Source organism: Streptosporangium sp. H16 (assembly GCF_051918855.1).
GTDB lineage: Bacteria > Actinomycetota > Actinomycetes > Streptosporangiales > Streptosporangiaceae > Streptosporangium.
In genome coordinates, this window is sequence record NZ_JBPXMD010000010.1 from 193,101 (window position 1) to 211,716 (window position 18,616).

Consider the following 18,616-nt stretch of genomic DNA (forward strand, 5'->3'; position numbering starts at 1 on the left):
CGGCGGGGGAGCCGTACGGCGGTCACCGGGAGTGTTCCGACAGCCGGCTGTGCCGGTAGCCGTACCCGAAGTAGATCAGGACCCCGAGGAGCATCCACGCCACGAACCTGAGCCAGGTCTCCACCGGGAGGTTGAGCATCAGGTAGAGGCAGGCGAGCACCGACAGGATCGGCACCAGCGGCACCAGCGGGGTGCGGAAGGAACGCGGCAGGTCGGGGCGGGTGCGGCGGAGGATGATCACCGCGATCGAGACCACCACGAACGCGAAGAGCGTGCCGATGTTGACCAGCTCGGCGATGGTGGACAGCGGCACCAGCCCGGCCAGGGCCGCGACGACGAGGCCCATCATGATGGTGATGAGGTACGGGGTCCGGTACTTGGGGTGCACCTTGGCCAGCCCGCGCGGCAGCAGGTTGTCGCGGCACATGGCGAACATCACCCGCGACATGCCCATCATGAGGATCATCACGACCGTCGTCAGGCCGGCCAGGGCCCCGATGCTGATCAGTGACGCGGCCCAGGTCTGGCCGACCGCCTTGAATGCGTCGGCCAGCGGCGCCGCCTCGCTGAGCTGACCGTAGGGCTGCATGCCCACGACGACCAGGGAGACCGCGACGTAGAGCACCGTGCAGATGCCGAGCGAGGCCAGGATGCCGATGGGCAGGTCCCGCTGCGGGTTGCGCGTCTCCTCGGCGGCGGTGGCGACCACGTCGAAGCCGATGTAGGCGAAGAACACGATGGCCGCGGCGCTGAAGATGCCCAGCACCCCGAACGCGACCGGGGTGATCCCGAACAGCACCTGGATCAGCGGCGCGGACAGCCCCTCCACCGCGGGGGTCGGCTTCGACGGCGGGATGAACGGGGAGTAGTTGGCGGCCCTGACGAAGAACAGCCCGGCGACGATGACCAGCAGGATGACCGCGAGCTTGATCGTGACGATGACCAGGTTGAACCGGGACGACAGCTTGATCCCGACGACCAGGACGGCGGTGAGGATCAGCACGATCAGCGCGGCGGGCAGGTTGAACGCCGCCCCCTCCCCCGCGATCGCGCCGGGCAGCGTCATGCCCAGGGACGCCAGCAGCGAGGTCAGGTATCCCGACCAGCCGACCGCGACGACCGCGGCGCCGAGCATCATCTCCAGCATCAGGTCCCAGCCGATGATCCAGGCGGGGAACTCACCGAGGGTGGCGAAGGCGAAGGTGTAGGCGGACCCGGCCGCCGGGACGGTGGAGGCGAACTCGGCGTAGCAGAGCGCCGCCAGCGCGCAGACGACGCCCGCGGCCACGAAGGACAGGGCGACCGCGGGTCCGGCCGTCTCCCTGGCGACCCGGCCGGTGAGCACGAAGATGCCGGTGCCGATGACGACGCCGATGCCGAAGACGGTGAGGTCCAGCGCGCTGAGGTCCTTGCGCAGCCGGTGTTCCGGTGCCTCGGTATCCGAGATCGACTGCTCCACCGACTTGACGCGCAAGACACTCATGGTCCCTCCTCGGCCGCCGGCACTGTGTTTCAGGTCACATGCCCAGCCGATCGGCGGCCGAACGGCGAACTCGGGGTTGTTTGGGGGGAGGTCCCCGATGCGGCCCGCCGCTCGCGGCGGCGATCCTGGGGGCATGCTCCTGGACATGCTGCAGTCGTCGTCTCCGTACCTGGTCGGTTCGGTACTCCTCGCGGTGCTGGCGTTCGCCGGATCGCTGATCCCCGGTGTCGCGGCGATCCTCGTGGCGGGGGCGACGCTGGCGGATCCCTGGGACGTCGCGGTGGTGGCGCTCGCCGGGTGCGCCGGGTGTGTCCTGTACGCGACCGGCGGCTGGCTCGTCGGCCGCCGGTACGGGTCGCGGCTGCGCCACGGCGGGGCCGGGCGCCGGATCGGCGAGCGGCGCTGGTCGCGGGCCGAGCGACTGGCCACGGGTACGGGTACGGGCGGCGGCCCGGCCCTGGCGGCCGCCTGCTTCCTGCCCGTGGTCGGCTCGCTCACCCCGGTCGTCGCCGGGGCGTCGAGCGTGCCGTACACGCGCCTCGTCCGCTGGGCCCTGGCGGGCGGCGCGGTCTGGGTGACCGTCTACCTGTCGCTGGGCGCCCTGGCGGGCCAGGCCCTGCGCCAGAACCAGCACCTGCTGGTGCCGATCTTCGCGTGCATGGCCGTCGTGGTCGCGGGCCTCCTCGTGATCAACCACCGCGCCCGCCCGCCCCGGGAGGGGGCGGGCGCCGGAGACGCCGTCAGCGGGCCGGGTGGTTCTCCAGGGCCGGGGAGCGCTTCGCGATCGCCTCGGTGATCTGGCGGGCGATGTCCTGCGAGGTCAGGCCGATCTCGCCGAGGATCTTCGGGCGCTTGGCGTGGTCGAGGAAGCGCTGCGGGATGCCGTAGGTGCGGATCGGGACGTCCACGTCGGCGTCGCGCAGCATGCGGGCCACCGCGTCGCCGACCGCGCCCACCCGGCCGTTGTCCTCGACCACCACGACCAGCTTGTGGGCGCGGGCGGCCGACACCAGGGCCTCGTCCAGGGGCTTGACCCAGCGCGGGTCCACTACCGTGGCGGAGATGCCCTGGGCGTCGAGCAGGTCGGCGGCCTCCAGGCACAGTCCGGCCATCGGCCCCACGGCCACGAGCAGCACGTCGGGATCGCCCGCGCGCAGCACGTCCATCTCGCCGAGACGGCCGACCGCCTCGATCTCGGCGGTCACCGCTCCCTTGGGGTAGCGCAGGACGGTCGGGCCGTCGTCGATCTCCACGGCCTCGGCCAGCAGCTCGCGCAGGCGGGGCTCGTCGCGGGGGACGGCGACCGACAGGCCGGGGACGACCTGCAGGATCGACAGGTCCCACATGCCGTTGTGGCTGGCGCCGTCGTCGCCGGTGACGCCCGCCCGGTCGAGCACGACCGTGACGGGGAGCCGGTGCAGGGCGACGTCCATCAGGAGCTGATCGAAGGCCCGGTTGAGGAAGGTGGCGTAGACGGCCACCACCGGGTGCAGGCCGCCGAGCGCCAGGCCGGCGGCACTGGTCAGAGCGTGCTGCTCGGCGATGCCGACGTCGTAGAGGCGGTCGGGGTAGGCCTCGGAGAACGGGATCAGGCCGGTGGGGCCGAGCATCGCGGCGGTGATCGCCACGATGTCGCGCCGCTCGGCGCCCAGGCGCACCATCTCCTGGCCGAAGACGTTGGTCCAGCCGTGCGGCTTCGGCTTCTCCTCACCGGTCAGCGGGTCGAAGACGCCCGGTGAGTGGAAGCAGTCCTCGTCGTGGTTCTCCGCCGGGGAGTAGCCGAAGCCCTTCTTGGTGAGCACGTGCACGATGACGGGGCGGCGGAAGTCGCGGGCCCTGCGCAGCGCGGACTCCACGGCCTGCTCGTCGTGGCCGTCGACCAGCCCGATGTACTTCAGGCCGAGGTCCTCGAACATGACCTGCGGGGCCAGGACGTCCTTGAGGCCCTTCTTGACGCCGTGCAGGGCGTCGTAGACGGGGGCGCCGACCACCGGGACCTTGGTCAGGTTGCCCTTGACGAAGTCGAGCACGTCCTCGTAGCGCTGGTTCGTGCGCAGGGAGGCCAGGTGGGAGGCGAGCCCGCCGATGGTCGGCGAGTAGGAGCGGCCGTTGTCGTTGACCACGATGATCAGCGGCAGGTCCTTGCGCGCCGCGATGTTGTTGAGCGCCTCCCAGGCCATGCCGCCGGTGAGCGCCCCGTCCCCGATCACCGCGACGACCGTGCGGTCGGCCTCGCCGCGCAGCCTGTACGCCTTGGCCAGGCCGTCGGCGTACGACAGCGCGGTCGAGGCGTGGGAGTTCTCGATGATGTCGTGCTCGGACTCGGTCTGGCTCGGATAACCCGACAGGCCGCCCTCCTGGCGGAGCGTGTCGAACTGCCCGGCCCGGCCGGTGAGCATCTTGTGGACGTAGGCCTGGTGACCGGTGTCCCACAGGATGGGGTCGCGTGGCGAGTCGAAGACCCGGTGCATCGCGATCGTCAGCTCGACGACGCCGAGGTTGGGACCGAGGTGGCCGCCGCTGCGGGCGGTGGAGGAGATCAGGAGATCCCTGATCTCGGCGGCGAGGACCGGTAGCTCGTCCACCGCCAAGCGCTTGAGGTCTCCTGGCCCCTTGACCGACTCCAGAAGATTTCCAGGCTGCCCGGTCCGCTCGCTCACGGAATCATCCTCTCTGTCCAGTCAACGTCACGACGAGTCTAGTTGCGATGGAGGACGCAACCCCCGAGAGCGGTGATTCTGCACGTTTTATCCACACTTGCAATAACCTTTGCCCCACCATGAAAACTCTCCCCTATAGGCAACTATCATCTCTTGTTGCCGCCTCGTTGACGTTTGCGCTGGTGACGGGCCTGGCCCCGGCCGGCGCGTCCGCCTCACGGACCATCGCGCCCTCCGCCTCGCAGCAGGTCGCGCCGGTCACCGGGACGACGTCGGGTACGACCACCCCCTCCAGCTCCGCCGCCTCCGTCAAGGAGCAGGCACCCCCGCGCGGCCGGGCCGCCGCGACGGCCAGTCCCCTTTACCGCACCGGCACCCTGCCCACCATGCGCTGCCAGGCCGGACAGATCCGCGCGGGGAGCGCGGCCTCCTACCGGACCTTCGTGACCAAGCTCATCCGCTGCCTGAACCTTGCCTGGAAGACCCAGTTCAGGAAGACCAACCTGGGGTTCTCCCACCCGAAGCTCCGTTTCTCCACCACCAAGGTGAACACCCCCTGCGGCCGGTGGCCCAGCAGCGCCGGGGGGCTGTACTGCTCCAGCAACCGCACCATCTACATCGGTGTCACGCGTGATGTCCTGAAGAACGCCCACCCGGCCAACCACGCCCAGTTCATCGCCCACGAGTACGGCCACCACGTGCAGCGCCTCGCGGGCATCATGGACTACTACGGCCGCAGCATCTGGCGCGCCTCCTCGTCCACCAAGCTGGCCTTCTCCCGCCGCCTCGAACTGCAGGCCGACTGCCTGGCCTCCGCCTTCCTGCGCCAGGCCGCCGACGACCTGCCGGTCGAGCAGGCGCAGTGGGAGGCGATGGTCAGCTGGGTCAGCGCCAACGGGCACAAGAACTGGCCCAAGAACGACCACGGCAAGGGCCGCAGCCAGGCCTACTGGATGGAGCGCGGCTTCAACGCGGGCTCCCCGTCCGGCTGCAACACCTGGACGGCCCCGGCCGGCCGCGTCGCCTGAGCCGCCCGACCCGTCGCCCGATCTCCGGCACGCCTCACGCCGCCCGACTTCCGGCACGAAACCGCGATATGCGGCCGCGCTTTCCAAGCGTGGCCGCATATCCGCTTTACCCCCCGCTTTAACCTCCCCTAGGGTTGAGGATCATGCGCATCCCCCTTATCGCACTGCTCTCCGGCGTGCTCGTGAGCACCCTGCTCGCCGGTACGGCGGGCGCCGCGGTCACCACCGGACGACTCGCGCCGGTACCCACGGGCCAGGCCGCCCTGACCGCCAACCCGATCTACAAGACGGGCAAGCTCGAACCGGATGCCTGTCCTGAGCAGCCGGTCTACAACGACGACCTGGACACCGCCGAGACCTATCTCAGCTTCGCTCTGGACTGCCTCAACGAGGGCTGGGAGTACCAGTTCTCCAAGGCGAAACTGCCGTTCTCCAAGCCCAGGTTCGCGGTCACCACGCGCCTCGGCGTCCCGACCGGCTGCGGCAAGTTCCCCAAGGGCGCCCAGGCGGTCTACTGCTCGCTGAACAAGAAGATCACCTTCTACCTCGACAAGGGGATCCTCTCCCAGGCGACCGAGCTGTTCCTGCTGCAGACCCTGGCCCACGAGTACGGTCACCATGTCCAGCAGCTCTCCGGGATCCTGCCCACGGTCTTCAAGCGGAAGTACAAGAACGACAAGGCGTACCTGCCCGAGCTGCGCAAGGTCGAGCTCCAGGCCGAGTGCCTGAGCGGCGCCTTCATCGGCAGCATCTGGCGTTCCCTCGGCCGCCGCGAGTCGGACTTCAGGTACGTCCTGAACGCCGCCTACAGCACGGCCAGCCACGGTACGACCAAGAGCATCGCCTACTGGGTGACCCGCGGCTTCCAGCAGGAGACCCCCGGCGCCTGCAACACCTTCTCCGCCCCCAAGTCCAGGGTCGCCTGACCCTCCCGACCGCGCCGACCCCCGCGACCACCCGCCGCCGTCCCACGGACGCGCGACGGGTGGTCGTTCTTTCCACCCGGTGTAAGTCACATCCCCCCAGGGGTGCAGGACTCATCCCCGCCCGGCGCGAGCGGTCTCCCCCGAAACGCGAACACGAGTGGCGACCGCTTCGTGACGTTGGGTAATCTGGCGACGCTGACTGAACATCCCTCCCCGTGAGCACCGTCCACGCCACGGAACCAGGCTCGGTCCCCCCGCTGGTCGACGGCAAGGAGAAAGACGGACATGAACGCCACAGACATTCGCCTGCGCGTCCTGGAAACGGACGTCGCCAAGCTCCGCCTGGAGAACGAGGAGAGCAAGGTGATCAACGCCGGGATCTTCGAGGTCCTGACCGACCTGCGAACGGAGATGTCTGGAATCCGGACGGAAATGGACAAACTCCGAACCGGGCAGGACGAGCTGCGCGCCGGGCAGGACGAGCTGCGCATCGGGCAAGACGAGCTGCGCGCCGAGATGCGAACCGGGCACGCCGAGCTCCGCGAGGAGATCTCCGTGGTCAAGCGCTCCGTCGGCAACCTGGAGCTCTCCATGAAGCGCGTCGAGGGTGACGTCGCCGAGCTCAAGGCCGGTCACATCGAGCTGCGCCACCTGGTCGCCGGTCTCGTGAAGTAACCCCGCACCACCGCCGGCACCCGCGGCTCCGGGTGTCGGCGGCGCGACAGCCCACGGATCGCCACGACGCACCGATCGCCCGAGAACCCGGATCGCCGCAGGCCACGAACCGCCGCGGATCAGAACGCCCCACCCCGGGCAGCGGGGCGGTCCCCGCCCCTCACCACAGCCGGACGGCGCGGGAGGATCAGGAGCCCGCGCGGGCGAGGACCTCGAGAGGGTCGGCAAGGACCTGGGAGAAGGCCAGCTCGGCGGCGCCGACGAGAGTGGCGTCATCGCCGAGGGCCGAGGTGCGCAGGCGCAGCTGCTCGCGACACGGGGGCAGGGCGTCGAGGGCGAGGCGGCTGCGGACCTGCGCGGCGGAGCCGAGGTAGATCTCCCTGAGCGTGCCCCCGAAGACGACCATCTCGGGGTTGAACAGGTTGACGAGGTTGGAGACGCCCAGGCCGAGCCAGTCGCCGACGCGGCTCAGGGCCGCCTGCGCGACGACGTCTCCCCGGTCGGCGGCGTCGACCGCGGCGCGGACGGCGTCCCTGCCGACCCGGGAACCGAAGCGGCCCGCGGCCTCCAGCAGGGCGCGCTCCCCGACCTCCGCCTCCAGGCAGCCGTGCGAGCCGCACCCGCAGAGCCGTCCCTTGTCAGGGTTGACGATCATGTGCCCGACCTCGCCGCCGAAGCCCAGGTGTCCGCCGAGCAGCTGGCCGTTGACGATCACTCCCCCGCCGATGCCGACGTCGCCGTGGAGGTAGACGAGGTCGCGGCAGCCGACGCCGACGCCCCTGGTCTGCTCGGCGAGGGCGGCGAGGTTGGCGTCGTTGCCGACGGTGACCGGCAGGCCGAAGGCCAGCCGCCGGGTCATCTCGTCGGCGAACGGCACGTCGTCCACGGTGACCATGTTGGGCCCGAACCTGACGACCCCGTCGCCGCGTCCCACTCCCCCGGAGAAGGCCGCCGCCACCCCGACGCACACCGTGTCGGGCCGGGTCCTGCGGTGCATCTGCCGGGCGAAGGCGGCGAGCGGGCCGACGATCTCCTCCAGGGAGAAGTCGCCACGCCGCCGTACCGTCTCGCGGCGGTCGAGGATGGTGCCGCCCAGGCCGACGCGGGCGGCGACCAGCCGGTCGACGCCCACGTCGAGGGCGAACACGTAGACCCGCGCCGACTCCGGGCGGACCACCAGGGACGGACGCCCGGCCCTGCCCGTCTCCCTGGGGAGCTCCTCCCTGACCAGCCCCGCGGCGGTCAGATCGGCGGTCAGCGCCATGATGGTGCTGCGGTTGAGGCCCATCCGGTTGGTGAGTTCCGCACGCGAGGTGGGGCCGCTCAGATGGACGTGCCTGAGCAGGGCCCCAAGGTTGTGACGCCTGATCTCCTCCTGGGAGGGGCCTGCCCGCATGACGTGATGTTCCTTCGGTGGATCGGAGTCGCTGATCACCTTAGACCAGTGGCGGCCGCCCGCTTGCGGGACAGCGCGTCCACCATGGCGGCCAGCAACAGCACCGATCCGGTCACCATGAACTTCACTCCGGAGCTGTAGCCCATCAGGCCCATGCCGTTCTCGATGACCGCGACCACGGCACCGCCGAGGATGGCGTCCAGCACCCGGCCCTTGCCACCGAACAGGCTGGTGCCGCCGATGACGGCGGCGCCGACCGCGTAGAGCAGCACGTTGCTGCCGCCGGTGTTGGGGTCGACCGAGCTGGCCCGTGAGGCGGCGATGATGCCGCCGACCGCGGCCATGGAGGAACAGATCACGAAGGCACTGATCTTCATCCGGTCGACGTTGATGCCCGCCCGGCGCGCGGCCTCGGCGTTGCCGCCGACCGCGTACAGGTGGCGCCCGTACGCCGTGCGGCGGAGCACGAACGTCAGGATCAGCAGCAGGACCACGATGATGGGCACCACCAGCGGCACGCCCGCCAGGGAGACGACGGCGACGTTGCGGCTGCGCTCGATGTTGAGGAAGTAGACGGCGAGACCGCCGAGCAGCGCGAGGGCGCCGACCCTGACCGCGATCAGCGAGAGCGGGTCGGAGGTGAGGCCGCGAGAGGCGCGCTTGCGGGAACGCAGCAACTGGAGGCCGGCGTAGGCGGCGACGCCCACGACCAGCAGGATCCAGCCCAGCGTGGGCGGGAGGTTCTTGTTGGCGATCGACAGGATGGTCTCGTCGCGGATGGCGATGATGGTGCCGCCCTTGACGAGCAGCAGGACCAGGCCCTGGAAGGCGAGGAAGGCCGCGAGCGTCACCACGAACGACGGGATGCCGAGTTTCGCGACGATGGAGCCGATCGCGGTGCCGATCACCACGCCGGTGAGGATCGCCGCGCCCACCGCCACGTACCAGGGCAGTCCCTGGCTGCTGAGCATGATCGCGAGCACCGCCGCGCAGACGCCGCTGGCGAAGCCCGCCGACAGGTCGATCTCGCCGAGCAGCAGCACGAAGACCAGGCCCATGGCGATCACGGTGACCGCGGCGCCCTGGGTGAACAGGTTGGCGAAGTTCCCCGCGGTCAGGAAGGAGGGACGCAGGATGGCGAAGATCGCGCAGAGCACCACGAGGCCGAACACCGCGGGCAGCGCGCCCATGTCGCCGCCGCGTACCCTCTCGGCGTAGCCCCGGACGTTGGTCCTGATCGAGGGTGCCTCGTGTACGGTCTTCGGCGAAATCGTGGCGGTCATACGGTGACTCCGTTGGTGAGGCCGAGGTCCCCGCTGCGGCCGGAGGTGATCAGTTCGACGACCTGCGCGTGGGTGACGTCCGAGGTCTTGACCTGGGCCGCCATCCGGCCGAGGTAGAGGGTGGCGATCCGGTCGGACACCGCGAAGACGTCGTTCATGTTGTGCGAGATCAGGACGACGGCCAGGCCCTGGTCGGCCAGGCGCCGGACCAGTTCCAGCACCTGCGCCGTCTGGGCGACGCCGAGGGCGGCGGTCGGCTCGTCGAGGATGACGACCTTGCTGTTCCACAGCACGGCCTTGGCGATGGCCACCGTCTGGCGCTGGCCGCCGGAGAGGCTGGCGACGAGCTGGCGGATGGACTTGACGGTCCTGACCGACAGGCTCTCCAGGGTCCTGGCCGCCATCTCCTCCATCGTGTCCTCGTCGAGGACGATGCCGCGCTTGTGCTCGCGGCCGAGGAACATGTTCTGGACGATGTCGAGGTTGTCGCAGAGCGCGAGGTCCTGGTAGACGATCTCGATGCCCAGGTCGGCCGCGTCGCGCGGGCTGCCGATCTGGACGGGCTTGCCGTCGAAGAAGTACTCGCCGGAGTCGATCGCGTGGATGCCTCCGACGCACTTGACGAGAGTGGACTTGCCTGCGCCGTTGTCGCCGACCAGCGCGGTCACCTCTCCGGCGTACGCGGAGAGGGAGACGTCGTGCAGGACCTGTACGGGACCGAAACTCTTGTCGATCCCGCGGAGTTCCAGTGCGGGGGTCATGGGGTTGTGCTCCCTGTGTTCATTTCGCGCGGCGAAGCTCGCGCGGCTCGGGCGCCTGCGGGCGGCGTCCCGCCCTGCGACGCCGGGAGACGCCCACCTGCCGCGTCTCCCGGCGTCACAGGGTGAGGTGTGCCGCGATCGAGCGCGAGGGGACGGCCGGCCGGGGGGAACGACCGGCCGCCCCCTCCGCGCCTTACTGGATTCCGGCCTCGGTGCACTTGTCGGCGAACTCGCCGGTGCACAGCTCGTCCTTGGTCACGAAGCCGTCGGCGACGACGTCCTTGACACTGTCGAAGAAGATCGGCTGCGGGTCGAGGAGGACGGAGGGCACGTCGGCGCCGCTCTCGGTGTCCTTGACCGTCCCGGTCGCCGCGGGCTTCTCGCCCTTGGCCAGGCCGATGGCGAGCGCGGCGGCCGCGTCGGCCTCCTTCTTGATCGCCTTGTAGACGGTCATGCACTGGTCGCCGGCGAGGATGTTCTGCAGGCCCTGCACGGTGGCGTCCTGGCCGGTGACCGGGACCTTGCCGTTCAGGTTGTTCTTCTTCAGGACCGAGATGGCGGCGTTGCCGAGACCGTCGTTGGCGGCCAGGACGCCGGCGATCTTCGGCTGCTCGGTGAGCATCTGCTCGAAGATCGTGCCCGCCTGGGTGTTGTCCCATTCGGGGACGGACTGGTCCGGGCCCTTGACGTACTCGCCGGAGTCGTACTTGGGCTTGAGCACGCCGTCGTAGCCGTTCTTGAACAGCGTGGCGTTGTTGTCGGTCGGCGAGCCGTTGAGCTCGGCGACGATCGGCTTCTCGGCCTTCTTGTCGGTCAGGCACTTCACCAGGCCCTCGCCCTGCAGGGTGCCGACCTTGGTGTTGTCGAAGCTGACGTAGTACTGGGCGCCGCCGTTGAGGGTGAGGCGGTCGTAGTCGATGGTGGCCACGCCCTGCGCCTTGGCCTTGTCGAGCACGGCCTTGCCGGTGCCGCTGTCGAGGTTGACGATCATCAGGACCGTGGCCCCGTTGGTGATCATCTGGTCGGCGATGGTCTGGAACTGGGTCTTGTCACCCTGGGCGTTTTGGATGTCGTAGGCGACACCCGCGGCCTTGAAGGCCTCCTCCAGATACTTGCGGTCCGCGGTCTCCCAACGGGCGGAGGACTTGCTGTCGGGAAGGATGACGCCGACCTTGCCCGCGGCCGCCGCGCTCTCCGTGGGGGCGGCACCGCTCGAGGCGCTGGTTTCGGGGCTGTCGCTCCCGCAAGCGGTGAGGCCGAGGGTCATCGCCGCGGCGGCGGCGGTAAGGCTGAGGATCCCCTTGCGCATGGTGCACGGGTCCTTTCTTCGAAATTGGGGGGTACGGACGTGCGGCATGCCGGATTCGCGGGTACAGCTCTGCCGGGTCTCGGCTCACCGTTCCGTTGAATGTTGTTTGCGGCAACGTATTCCGCCGTTGGCCTGGAGCGCCAGACCCTCCGTAGGTAAAGTTTGTTGTGGCCGGTAACAATCCAGAAACGCGCCCTTAACCGTCCCGGGTCCGACCGGCCTTTCACCCTCCCGATACCCCCGCAGTTACCGGGATCGCGGCTTTGAGCTGCCTTTTCCCGGCGCGGTGCGGCGCTCTCCCCGCCCGCCCCGGCCCCCTGCCCGGCGCCGCCCCTCGGAAATCCCCGGAATCCCGGGGCCTCGGGACGCGTGAAAGTCTCCGGAAAGCACGGAACCGCCCGGCGGGATGGTGTCCCGCCGGGCGGTTCTCGTCTGGGGTGTGCCCCCATGCGGGCGAGGCTTACGTGCGGCCTCGCCCCCCTGCTCAGCTCTTGGCGAGCAGGGAGCGCAGGACGTACTGCATGATGCCCCCGTGCCGGTAGTAGTCGGCCTCTCCGGGGGTGTCGATGCGCACGACCGCCTGGAACTCCTTGCCGTCGGCCCGGACCGTCACGGTCTGCGGGACGCCGCCCTCGTTGAGGGCCTCGACCCCGACGACGTCGAAGGTCTCCTCGCCGGTCAGGCCCAGCGACTGCGCCGTCTCGCCCTCGGGGAACTGCAGCGGCAGCACGCCCATGCCGATGAGGTTGGAGCGGTGGATGCGCTCGTAGGACTCGGCGATGACGGCGCGGACGCCGAGCAGCGCGGTGCCCTTGGCCGCCCAGTCGCGCGAGGAGCCCGAGCCGTACTCCTTGCCGGCCAGCACCACGAGCGGGATGCCCGCGGCCTGGTAGTTGGCCGAGGCGTCGTAGATGAAGGACTGCGGCCCGCCGTCAAGGGTGAAGTCGCGGGTGTAGCCGCCCTCCACGCCGTCGAGCAGCAGGTTCTTCAGCCGGATGTTGGCGAAGGTGCCGCGGATCATGACCTCGTGGTTGCCCCGGCGCGAGCCGTAGGAGTTGAAGTCCTTGACCCCGACGCCGTGCTCCTTGAGGTAGTCGGCGGCGGGGGTGCCGACCTTGATCGCGCCTGCCGGGGAGATGTGGTCGGTGGTGACCGAGTCGCCCAGCTTCGCGAGCACCCGGGCCCCGGAGATGTCGGTCACCGGCTGCGGCTCGGGCGGCATGCCCTCGAAGTAGGGGGCCTTGCGGACGTAGGTCGAGTCCGGGTCCCACTCGAAGGTGTTGCCGGTCGGGATCGGCAGCGAGCGCCAGGTCTCGTCGCCCTTGAACACGTCGGCGTAGTCGTGCAGGAACATCTCCTGGTCGATCGAGGAGGCGACGACCGCCGCGATCTCCTCGGGCGCCGGCCAGATGTCGGCGAGGAACACCGGCTCGCCGTCCGAGCCCACGCCCAGCGGCTCGTTGTTCAGGTCGAGGTCCATGGTGCCCGCGAGGGCGTAGGCGACGACCAGCGGCGGCGAGGCCAGGTAGTTCATCTTGACGTCGGGGTTGATCCGGCCCTCGAAGTTGCGGTTGCCGGACAGCACGGCGGTGACCGCGAGGTCGTTCTCCTGGATGGCGGCGGAGATCTCCTCCTGCAGCGGGCCCGAGTTGCCGATGCAGGTGGTGCAGCCGTAGCCGACCAGGTTGAAACCGATCTTGTCGAGGTACGGCTGCAGGCCGGAGCGCTCGAAGTAGCCGGTGACCACCTGCGAGCCGGGGGCGAGCGAGGTCTTGACCCACGGCTTGCGGGTCAGGCCCTTCTCGACCGCGTTCCTGGCGAGCAGCGCGGCGCCCATCATGACGTACGGGTTGGAGGTGTTGGTGCAGCTGGTGATCGCGGCGATGGTGACCACGCCGTGGTCGATCTCGAAGTCGGTGCCGTCGGCCAGCGTGACCCGCACGCGCTTGTGCGGGCGCTCGCCGTTGAGGCCGGCCGGGTGCGGCTTGTCGCCGTTGTCGTCGTGGGAGACCGCCGGGGAGTCGGAGGCGGGGAACGACTCGCCGGACGCCTCGTCGAGCGGGCCCTGCTCGCTCGACACGTAGTCCTTGACGGCCGCGCGCCAGGCGCTCTTGGCGTCCGACAGCGCGATGCGGTCCTGGGGCCGCTTGGGGCCGGCGATCGACGGGACGACCGTGGACAGGTCCAGCTCGATGTACTCGGAGAAGACCGGCTCCTCGGCCTCGGGGTCGAGCCACATGCCCTGGGCCTTGGCGTAGGCCTCGACCAGGGCGACCTGCTCGGCGGGGCGGCCGGTCAGCGTGAGGTAGTCGGTCGTCTGGCCGTCGATCGGGAAGATCGCGCAGGTGGAGCCGAACTCGGGGCTCATGTTGCCGATCGTGGCCCGGTTGGCCAGCGGCACGCTGGAGACGCCGTCGCCGTAGAACTCCACGAACTTGCCGACGACGCCGTGCTTGCGGAGCATCTCGGTGATCGTGAGCACCAGGTCGGTGGCGGTGGCCCCGGCGGGGAGCTTGCCGGTCAGCTTGAAACCGACCACGCGCGGGATGAGCATGGAGATCGGCTGGCCGAGCATCGCGGCCTCGGCCTCGATGCCGCCGACGCCCCAGCCCAGGACGCCGATGCCGTTCTCCATGGTGGTGTGGGAGTCGGTGCCGACGCAGGTGTCCGGGTACGCCTTCCCGTCGCGGACCATCACGACGCGTGCCAGGTGCTCGATGTTGACCTGGTGCACGATGCCGGTGCCCGGCGGGACGACCTTGAACTCGTCGAAGGCGGTCTGGCCCCAGCGCAGGAACTGGTAGCGCTCGCGGTTGCGCTCGTACTCCCTGTCGACGTTGCGCTGGAAGGAGTCGGCGCCGCCGAAGAAGTCGACGATGACCGAGTGGTCGATGACCATCTCGGCCGGGGCGAGCGGGTTGATCCTGGCGGGGTCGCCGCCGAGGTCGCGGACGGCCTCGCGCATGGTCGCCAGGTCGACGACGCACGGGACGCCGGTGAAGTCCTGCATGATCACGCGGGCCGGCGTGAACTGGATCTCCACGTTCGGGGCGGCCTTGGGGTCCCACTGGCCGATCGCACGGATGTGGTCGGCGGTGATGTTCGCGCCGTCCTCCGTGCGGAGAAGGTTCTCCAGAAGGATCTTCAGGCTGTACGGGAGACGTCCCGACCCCTCCACGGCGTCCAGCCGGTAGATCTCGTACTCCGCGTCACCGACGCGGAGCGTGTCACGACTGCCGAAGCTGTTCGCGGACACGGTTCGCCTCCCTCATCACCTGATGTCTGGCGCGCCGGCACATAGGGCGCGATTGAATCCTGCCGCACCGCCCGAGCGCCCCGAACTGTTAGGTCTGCCTAACTTCCAGGCCACCCACAGGTTGCAGCGGATGTCTCGATATCAAGATATCCCTCCGGGTATCTCGACATCAAATTACTCCTCAGTATGATCACTGCGGAGCGAGGCGGAGGTACAGCAGCCCGAGAACGACGACGGAAAGTACCGGGGCGAGAAACTTCTGCTCGAAGGCCCGGCCCGTCTTGATGCCGATCTTCCACGGCAGCAGCCACTTCTGCCGCATCGGCCAGAGCACAGGACAACCTTTCTCGGTGCAGCAGTCGCCCACGACGTGGGTGAGGCACCCGATCGCGACCGCGAGCCCCAGCCAGGCGTACTCCACGTTGTCGCTGCGGAACACCACGAACAGCCCGGCCGTCATGCCGACGTTGAGCATCGCCGAGGCGAACTTCTTGCCCGGGATGCCGATGCCGATCGCCCGCAGCGCCAGGCCGATGAGCAGGATCACCAGGATGTCGCGGCCGATCGGATAGGTGTTGGCCAGGTAGTGCGCGCCGAAGCCCGTTGCGATCGCGAACACCAGCGAGTGGGTGGCGTTGCGGTGGCCTCCGGCGAGCCACGAGACCGCCTTGCTCAGCCCCCAGGTGACCGGCCCGAACGTCTGCGCGATCGTCGCGCTCGGATGGTCGAGGTCGGGCAGCATCGCGGCACCGGCGCAGATGATGGCCCCGGCGACGAACTCGGCCGGGTTGAGCGCGTTGACCATGACACCGGTCTCGATGAACCTGGACGTCTCGGTCAGCAAGGGCAGCGCGGCCAGCGCGGGCGCCACCCCCAGCCAGGCGATCGCCCCTGTCAGCGCATGCGTATGCCCCATCATCGGTCAAAAACCCCCATCAAGATCACCTCGGGAGACTGTACGTCAAAGCCTCCTCCAGATGGAGGACCGTGCCATTTCACGCCATCGGCGTGTCGCGCGGGCGAGATGGCCCCGTCGCGTGCGTGCTGATCGTTTCCGGCCGACTCCAGGGTCGCCCGAGAGCGACGACGGTCCGCTTCGATCTTCCCGTCCCTTCACGAGAGGTGCCTGTCATCCGAATCTTCCTACGGATGGGGAACGGATGGAACGGGCGAATGGTGCCTGGGACGGCGGCCCGGGAGCGTCTCGGCGGAGTGATCGCCCTCACGGGGCGGGCCTGGGGTGGGAAACCCTCCGGGGGTCGTCACCGGAGGCCAGGACGCGAACCCGGGAGGGTCGCGATCAAGAAGAGACGTGCGAAAACGTGGAGAAACGACAGACGGGACCGTTCCGCGCCGAAAGCACCCCCCAGCCCTTCCGGCGCGGAACGAATCCCGTCTACGTCCTTTGTAACGTGCAGGTCTCAGTACTTGTTCCAGAATCCGGCAAGAATTACGTGATCTGCCTCACTTCTACTCAGGGTGACGAAGTATCACTCTCTGCGACGGTCGCCGAAAAGGGTGCGGAGGGCGGCGAATCGAAGCCTCGGGGCTCGCGCCGGGTCACCCGCTCGGTGACTCCGGCCCGGACTCGGTCGACCCCCGGCCCGGCGGGCCGGGAAGCCTCCCACCCCGCCAACGATCAAATGCCCCAAGTCCCACATTTCGTGACATGAGGTTGCCGTCAGAATGTTCTCGATATATCTTTGAAGCATCTAGAGCGATCAAAAGACGATCGCAGCATGGAGGTACGGCATGACATCGTCCAACGCGATGGGCGCTCCCTGGGCCGGATTCGGGTCCCACGAGGTCAGGCGCGAGATGAAGCGCGCGGCCAGGGAGGCATGGCGGCAGATGGCCGCCGGATGGCACGAGGGCGGCCCGGAGCACGGCCCCCGCGCGCCACACCACACGCACCACGAGCACCACGAGGGCGGGCCTCGCGAGCACCGGCACCGCGGCCACCGCGGCCCCTTCCCCTTCGGCGGGTTCCCCTGGGACATGGGCCGGGGCGGCAGGGGGGGCAGAGGCCCGTTCGGCGGGGGCCCGTTCGGCGGCCCGCCGTTCGGGAGGGGGCGCAAGGCGAAGCGCGGCGACGTCCGCGCGGCGATCCTCGCCCTGCTCACCGAGTCCTCGTGCAACGGCTACCAGATCATCCAGGAGATCGAGCGGCGCAGCGAGGGCGGCTGGAAGCCCAGCCCGGGAGCGGTCTACCCGGCCCTGCAGCAGCTCACCGACGAGGGCCTGGTCCTGGCCGAGGAGAACGAGGGCCGCAAGACCTTCAGCCTCACCGACGCCGGACGCGCCTACGTGGCCGAGCACGCCGACGAGGTGCGCGCCCCGTGGGAGGAGATGACGCCCGACGTCGACGACAGCACCTGGGAGCTGATGGACATCACCCGCCAGTCGGGGTTCGCCATGCTCCAGATCCTGCAGACCGGCAGCGACGCGCAGATCCGGCAGGCCAAGCAGACCCTGGTCGAGACGCGCCGCAAGCTCTACCAGATCTTGGCCGACGGCGACACCGGCGAGGAGTGACCCGACCATGACCCCCCGAGACGACCTCCGTATCGGAGACGCCGAGCGTGACGTGGCGATGGAGTCCCTGCGCGAGCACTACGTGCAGGGCCGCCTGACCCGTGAGGAGCTCGACGAGCGCCTCGAACTGATCCTGTCCGCGCGGACCGGCGGCGAGCTGGCCCGGGTGAGCGCGGACCTGCCCGGCCCGAGCGCCCTCCGGCCGGAGGAGTCCGAGGACACCTGGGGTCCCTGGGGCGCGGGGGCCCCCTGGGGTCCGGGGAGAGGACCGTGGGGGCCGGGCGGAGGTCCGTGGGGGCCGGGCGGGCCGTGGGGACCGGGTCACCGGCACCGCGCGCACGCCCACCCTTGGCGCCACCACCGCCCCGGGGGCCGCCACCCCAGGGGTCACCGCGGCGGGCCGCCGTTCTTCCCCCTGATCATCCTGGTGATGGTGGCCGGGGTGTTGATCGGCGGGTTCGGGGTGCTCAAGTTCGTCTTCCTCGCCTGGCTGGTGATGGCGGTGCTGGGCATGCTCCACCGCAGGCGGGAGCGCTCCAGGACGCACTCCCGCAGGGTCGGCCCCCCGACCGCGTCCTGACCCCGCTCTGACCGGCCCATGCCGGCCTCTGCCCGGCCTCTGAGGGGTTCGGGCGAGCGGGGCGACGTGCTCGCCCGCTCGCCCGTCCCGGCTCGGGGGGGCGCCCGCACCGGCCGGTCAGGCGAGGGACTCCCGGAGCCTGCGCATCTCCCCCGCGATCCCGTCCAGCGTCCAGTGCGCGTTCAGGCCGCTCGGGTTGGGCAGCACCCACACCGCCGCGCCGCCGATCTCGCTCTCCTGCGGCCCGATCACGGCCTTGGGCACGCCGAACGCCTGCCGGTAGGCGGTCACCCCCGCCACCGCCAGCACCCTCGGGCGGATCTCGGCGACCAGCCCCGCCAGGCGCTCCCCGCCCGCGCGGAACTCCTCGGCGGACAGTTCCGCCGCCTGCGCGGTGGGCCGTCGCACCACGTTGGTGATGCCCAGCCCGTACGAGGGAAGCAGGTCCTGCTCGGCGGGCGAGAGCAGCCGGGAGGTGAAGCCCGAGCGGTGCAGCGCGGGCCAGAAGCGGTTGCCGGGGCGGGCGAAGTGGTGGCCGGTGGCCGCGGAGTACAGGCCGGGGTTGATCCCGCAGAACAGCACGTCCAGCGAGGGCCCGAGCACGTCCTCGATCGTCCTCTCCCCGGCCGCCTCGAGCTCGGCGCGGCTCGGCCGCGCCGGAACTCGCGCTCCGGAGGTCGCCCGCCTCGCGGGCGGGGCGCTTTCCTGTCTCTTGGACGGCACG

Annotated in this window: 15 protein-coding genes; 6 read left to right on the forward strand and 9 right to left on the reverse strand. The window is 69.9% G+C overall.

Annotated elements, in window-relative coordinates; all coding sequences use genetic code 11:
- Positions 1-22: 22 nt before the first annotated feature.
- Positions 23-1,483 (reverse strand): amino acid permease, encoded by a 1,461-nt coding sequence (locus ACTOQ2_RS19100; RefSeq protein WP_440100979.1) that lies wholly within the window; start codon positions 1,481-1,483, stop codon positions 23-25.
- Between the two features lie 133 nt (positions 1,484-1,616).
- Between ACTOQ2_RS19100 and ACTOQ2_RS19105 the strand changes: the two genes are divergently transcribed.
- Complete coding sequence (locus tag ACTOQ2_RS19105) at positions 1,617-2,279, forward strand: DedA family protein (RefSeq protein WP_440100981.1); 663 nt, start codon at positions 1,617-1,619, stop codon at positions 2,277-2,279.
- Here ACTOQ2_RS19105 and dxs read toward each other — a convergent pair.
- Positions 2,224-4,143, reverse strand: a complete 1,920-nt coding sequence (dxs, locus tag ACTOQ2_RS19110; RefSeq protein WP_440100982.1) for a 1-deoxy-D-xylulose-5-phosphate synthase — start codon at positions 4,141-4,143, stop codon at positions 2,224-2,226. The two genes, ACTOQ2_RS19105 and dxs, sit on opposite strands and share 56 nt — an antisense overlap.
- Before the next feature lie 182 nt (positions 4,144-4,325).
- Between dxs and ACTOQ2_RS19115 the strand changes: the two genes are divergently transcribed.
- The 3 genes from ACTOQ2_RS19115 (at position 4,326) to ACTOQ2_RS19125 (ending at position 6,772) form a co-directional block, all read left to right on the forward strand.
- Positions 4,326-5,171, forward strand: coding sequence for a neutral zinc metallopeptidase (locus tag ACTOQ2_RS19115; protein ID WP_440100985.1), 846 nt, complete (start codon positions 4,326-4,328; stop codon positions 5,169-5,171).
- A 143-nt stretch (positions 5,172-5,314) separates the two neighbouring features.
- Positions 5,315-6,097 carry a neutral zinc metallopeptidase gene (locus ACTOQ2_RS19120; RefSeq protein ID WP_440100987.1) on the forward strand — a complete coding sequence of 261 codons (783 nt, stop codon included), beginning with the start codon at positions 5,315-5,317 and terminating at the stop codon, positions 6,095-6,097.
- A 285-nt stretch (positions 6,098-6,382) separates the two neighbouring features.
- The gene (locus ACTOQ2_RS19125) at positions 6,383-6,772 is read left to right on the forward strand and encodes a hypothetical protein (protein ID WP_440100989.1); all 390 of its coding nucleotides are present in this window, start codon (positions 6,383-6,385) and stop codon (positions 6,770-6,772) included.
- A 187-nt stretch (positions 6,773-6,959) separates the two neighbouring features.
- On the opposite strand, the gene ACTOQ2_RS19130 is transcribed toward ACTOQ2_RS19125, so the two are convergent.
- The 6 genes from ACTOQ2_RS19130 to ACTOQ2_RS19155 form a co-directional block, all read right to left on the reverse strand.
- Complete coding sequence (locus ACTOQ2_RS19130) at positions 6,960-8,168, reverse strand: ROK family transcriptional regulator (RefSeq protein WP_362681183.1); 1,209 nt, start codon at positions 8,166-8,168, stop codon at positions 6,960-6,962.
- 35 nt (positions 8,169-8,203) lie between these two features.
- Positions 8,204-9,451: a sugar ABC transporter permease gene (locus ACTOQ2_RS19135; RefSeq protein WP_440064292.1), complete on the reverse strand. Its 1,248-nt coding sequence runs from the start codon at positions 9,449-9,451 to the stop codon at positions 8,204-8,206.
- On the reverse strand, positions 9,448-10,212 hold the full coding sequence (locus ACTOQ2_RS19140) for an ATP-binding cassette domain-containing protein (RefSeq protein WP_362681189.1): 765 nt from the start codon (positions 10,210-10,212) through the stop codon (positions 9,448-9,450). Before ACTOQ2_RS19140 ends, ACTOQ2_RS19135 begins: the two co-directional genes overlap by 4 nt.
- Before the next feature lie 193 nt (positions 10,213-10,405).
- Positions 10,406-11,521: a sugar ABC transporter substrate-binding protein gene (locus ACTOQ2_RS19145; protein ID WP_440100990.1), complete on the reverse strand. Its 1,116-nt coding sequence runs from the start codon at positions 11,519-11,521 to the stop codon at positions 10,406-10,408.
- A 484-nt stretch (positions 11,522-12,005) separates the two neighbouring features.
- Positions 12,006-14,777, reverse strand: a complete 2,772-nt coding sequence (acnA, locus tag ACTOQ2_RS19150; RefSeq protein WP_440100992.1) for an aconitate hydratase AcnA — start codon at positions 14,775-14,777, stop codon at positions 12,006-12,008.
- 190 nt (positions 14,778-14,967) lie between these two features.
- The gene (locus tag ACTOQ2_RS19155; RefSeq protein ID WP_440064296.1) at positions 14,968-15,693 is read right to left on the reverse strand and encodes a metal-dependent hydrolase; all 726 of its coding nucleotides are present in this window, start codon (positions 15,691-15,693) and stop codon (positions 14,968-14,970) included.
- A gap of 836 nt (positions 15,694-16,529) precedes the next feature.
- Between ACTOQ2_RS19155 and ACTOQ2_RS19160 the strand changes: the two genes are divergently transcribed.
- Positions 16,530-17,312: a PadR family transcriptional regulator gene (locus tag ACTOQ2_RS19160; protein WP_440100994.1), complete on the forward strand. Its 783-nt coding sequence runs from the start codon at positions 16,530-16,532 to the stop codon at positions 17,310-17,312.
- A gap of 7 nt (positions 17,313-17,319) precedes the next feature.
- Complete coding sequence (locus ACTOQ2_RS19165) at positions 17,320-17,892, forward strand: DUF1707 domain-containing protein (RefSeq protein WP_440100996.1); 573 nt, start codon at positions 17,320-17,322, stop codon at positions 17,890-17,892.
- Positions 17,893-18,009: 117 nt separating this feature from the next.
- Here ACTOQ2_RS19165 and mug read toward each other — a convergent pair whose 3' ends face one another.
- Positions 18,010-18,615 (reverse strand): G/U mismatch-specific DNA glycosylase, encoded by a 606-nt coding sequence (mug, locus tag ACTOQ2_RS19170; protein ID WP_440100997.1) that lies wholly within the window; start codon positions 18,613-18,615, stop codon positions 18,010-18,012.
- Between the last annotated feature and the right edge of the window lies 1 nt (position 18,616).

What these genes read in the sequence shown, in the direction of transcription:
- ACTOQ2_RS19135 (WP_440064292.1), bottom strand. Translation starts at nt 9,451, where the DNA reads ATGACCGCCACGATTTCGCCGAAGACCGTACACGAGGCACCCTCGATC.
- ACTOQ2_RS19100 (WP_440100979.1), bottom strand. Translation starts at nt 1,483, where the DNA reads ATGAGTGTCTTGCGCGTCAAGTCGGTGGAGCAGTCGATCTCGGATACC.
- ACTOQ2_RS19155 (WP_440064296.1), bottom strand. Translation starts at nt 15,693, where the DNA reads ATGGGGCATACGCATGCGCTGACAGGGGCGATCGCCTGGCTGGGGGTG.
- ACTOQ2_RS19130 (WP_362681183.1), bottom strand. Translation starts at nt 8,168, where the DNA reads ATGCGGGCAGGCCCCTCCCAGGAGGAGATCAGGCGTCACAACCTTGGG.
- ACTOQ2_RS19105 (WP_440100981.1), top strand. Translation starts at nt 1,617, where the DNA reads ATGCTCCTGGACATGCTGCAGTCGTCGTCTCCGTACCTGGTCGGTTCG.
- ACTOQ2_RS19125 (WP_440100989.1), top strand. Translation starts at nt 6,383, where the DNA reads ATGAACGCCACAGACATTCGCCTGCGCGTCCTGGAAACGGACGTCGCC.
- ACTOQ2_RS19145 (WP_440100990.1), bottom strand. Translation starts at nt 11,521, where the DNA reads ATGCGCAAGGGGATCCTCAGCCTTACCGCCGCCGCCGCGGCGATGACC.
- ACTOQ2_RS19120 (WP_440100987.1), top strand. Translation starts at nt 5,315, where the DNA reads ATGCGCATCCCCCTTATCGCACTGCTCTCCGGCGTGCTCGTGAGCACC.
- ACTOQ2_RS19140 (WP_362681189.1), bottom strand. Translation starts at nt 10,212, where the DNA reads ATGACCCCCGCACTGGAACTCCGCGGGATCGACAAGAGTTTCGGTCCC.
- ACTOQ2_RS19160 (WP_440100994.1), top strand. Translation starts at nt 16,530, where the DNA reads ATGACATCGTCCAACGCGATGGGCGCTCCCTGGGCCGGATTCGGGTCC.
- ACTOQ2_RS19165 (WP_440100996.1), top strand. Translation starts at nt 17,320, where the DNA reads ATGACCCCCCGAGACGACCTCCGTATCGGAGACGCCGAGCGTGACGTG.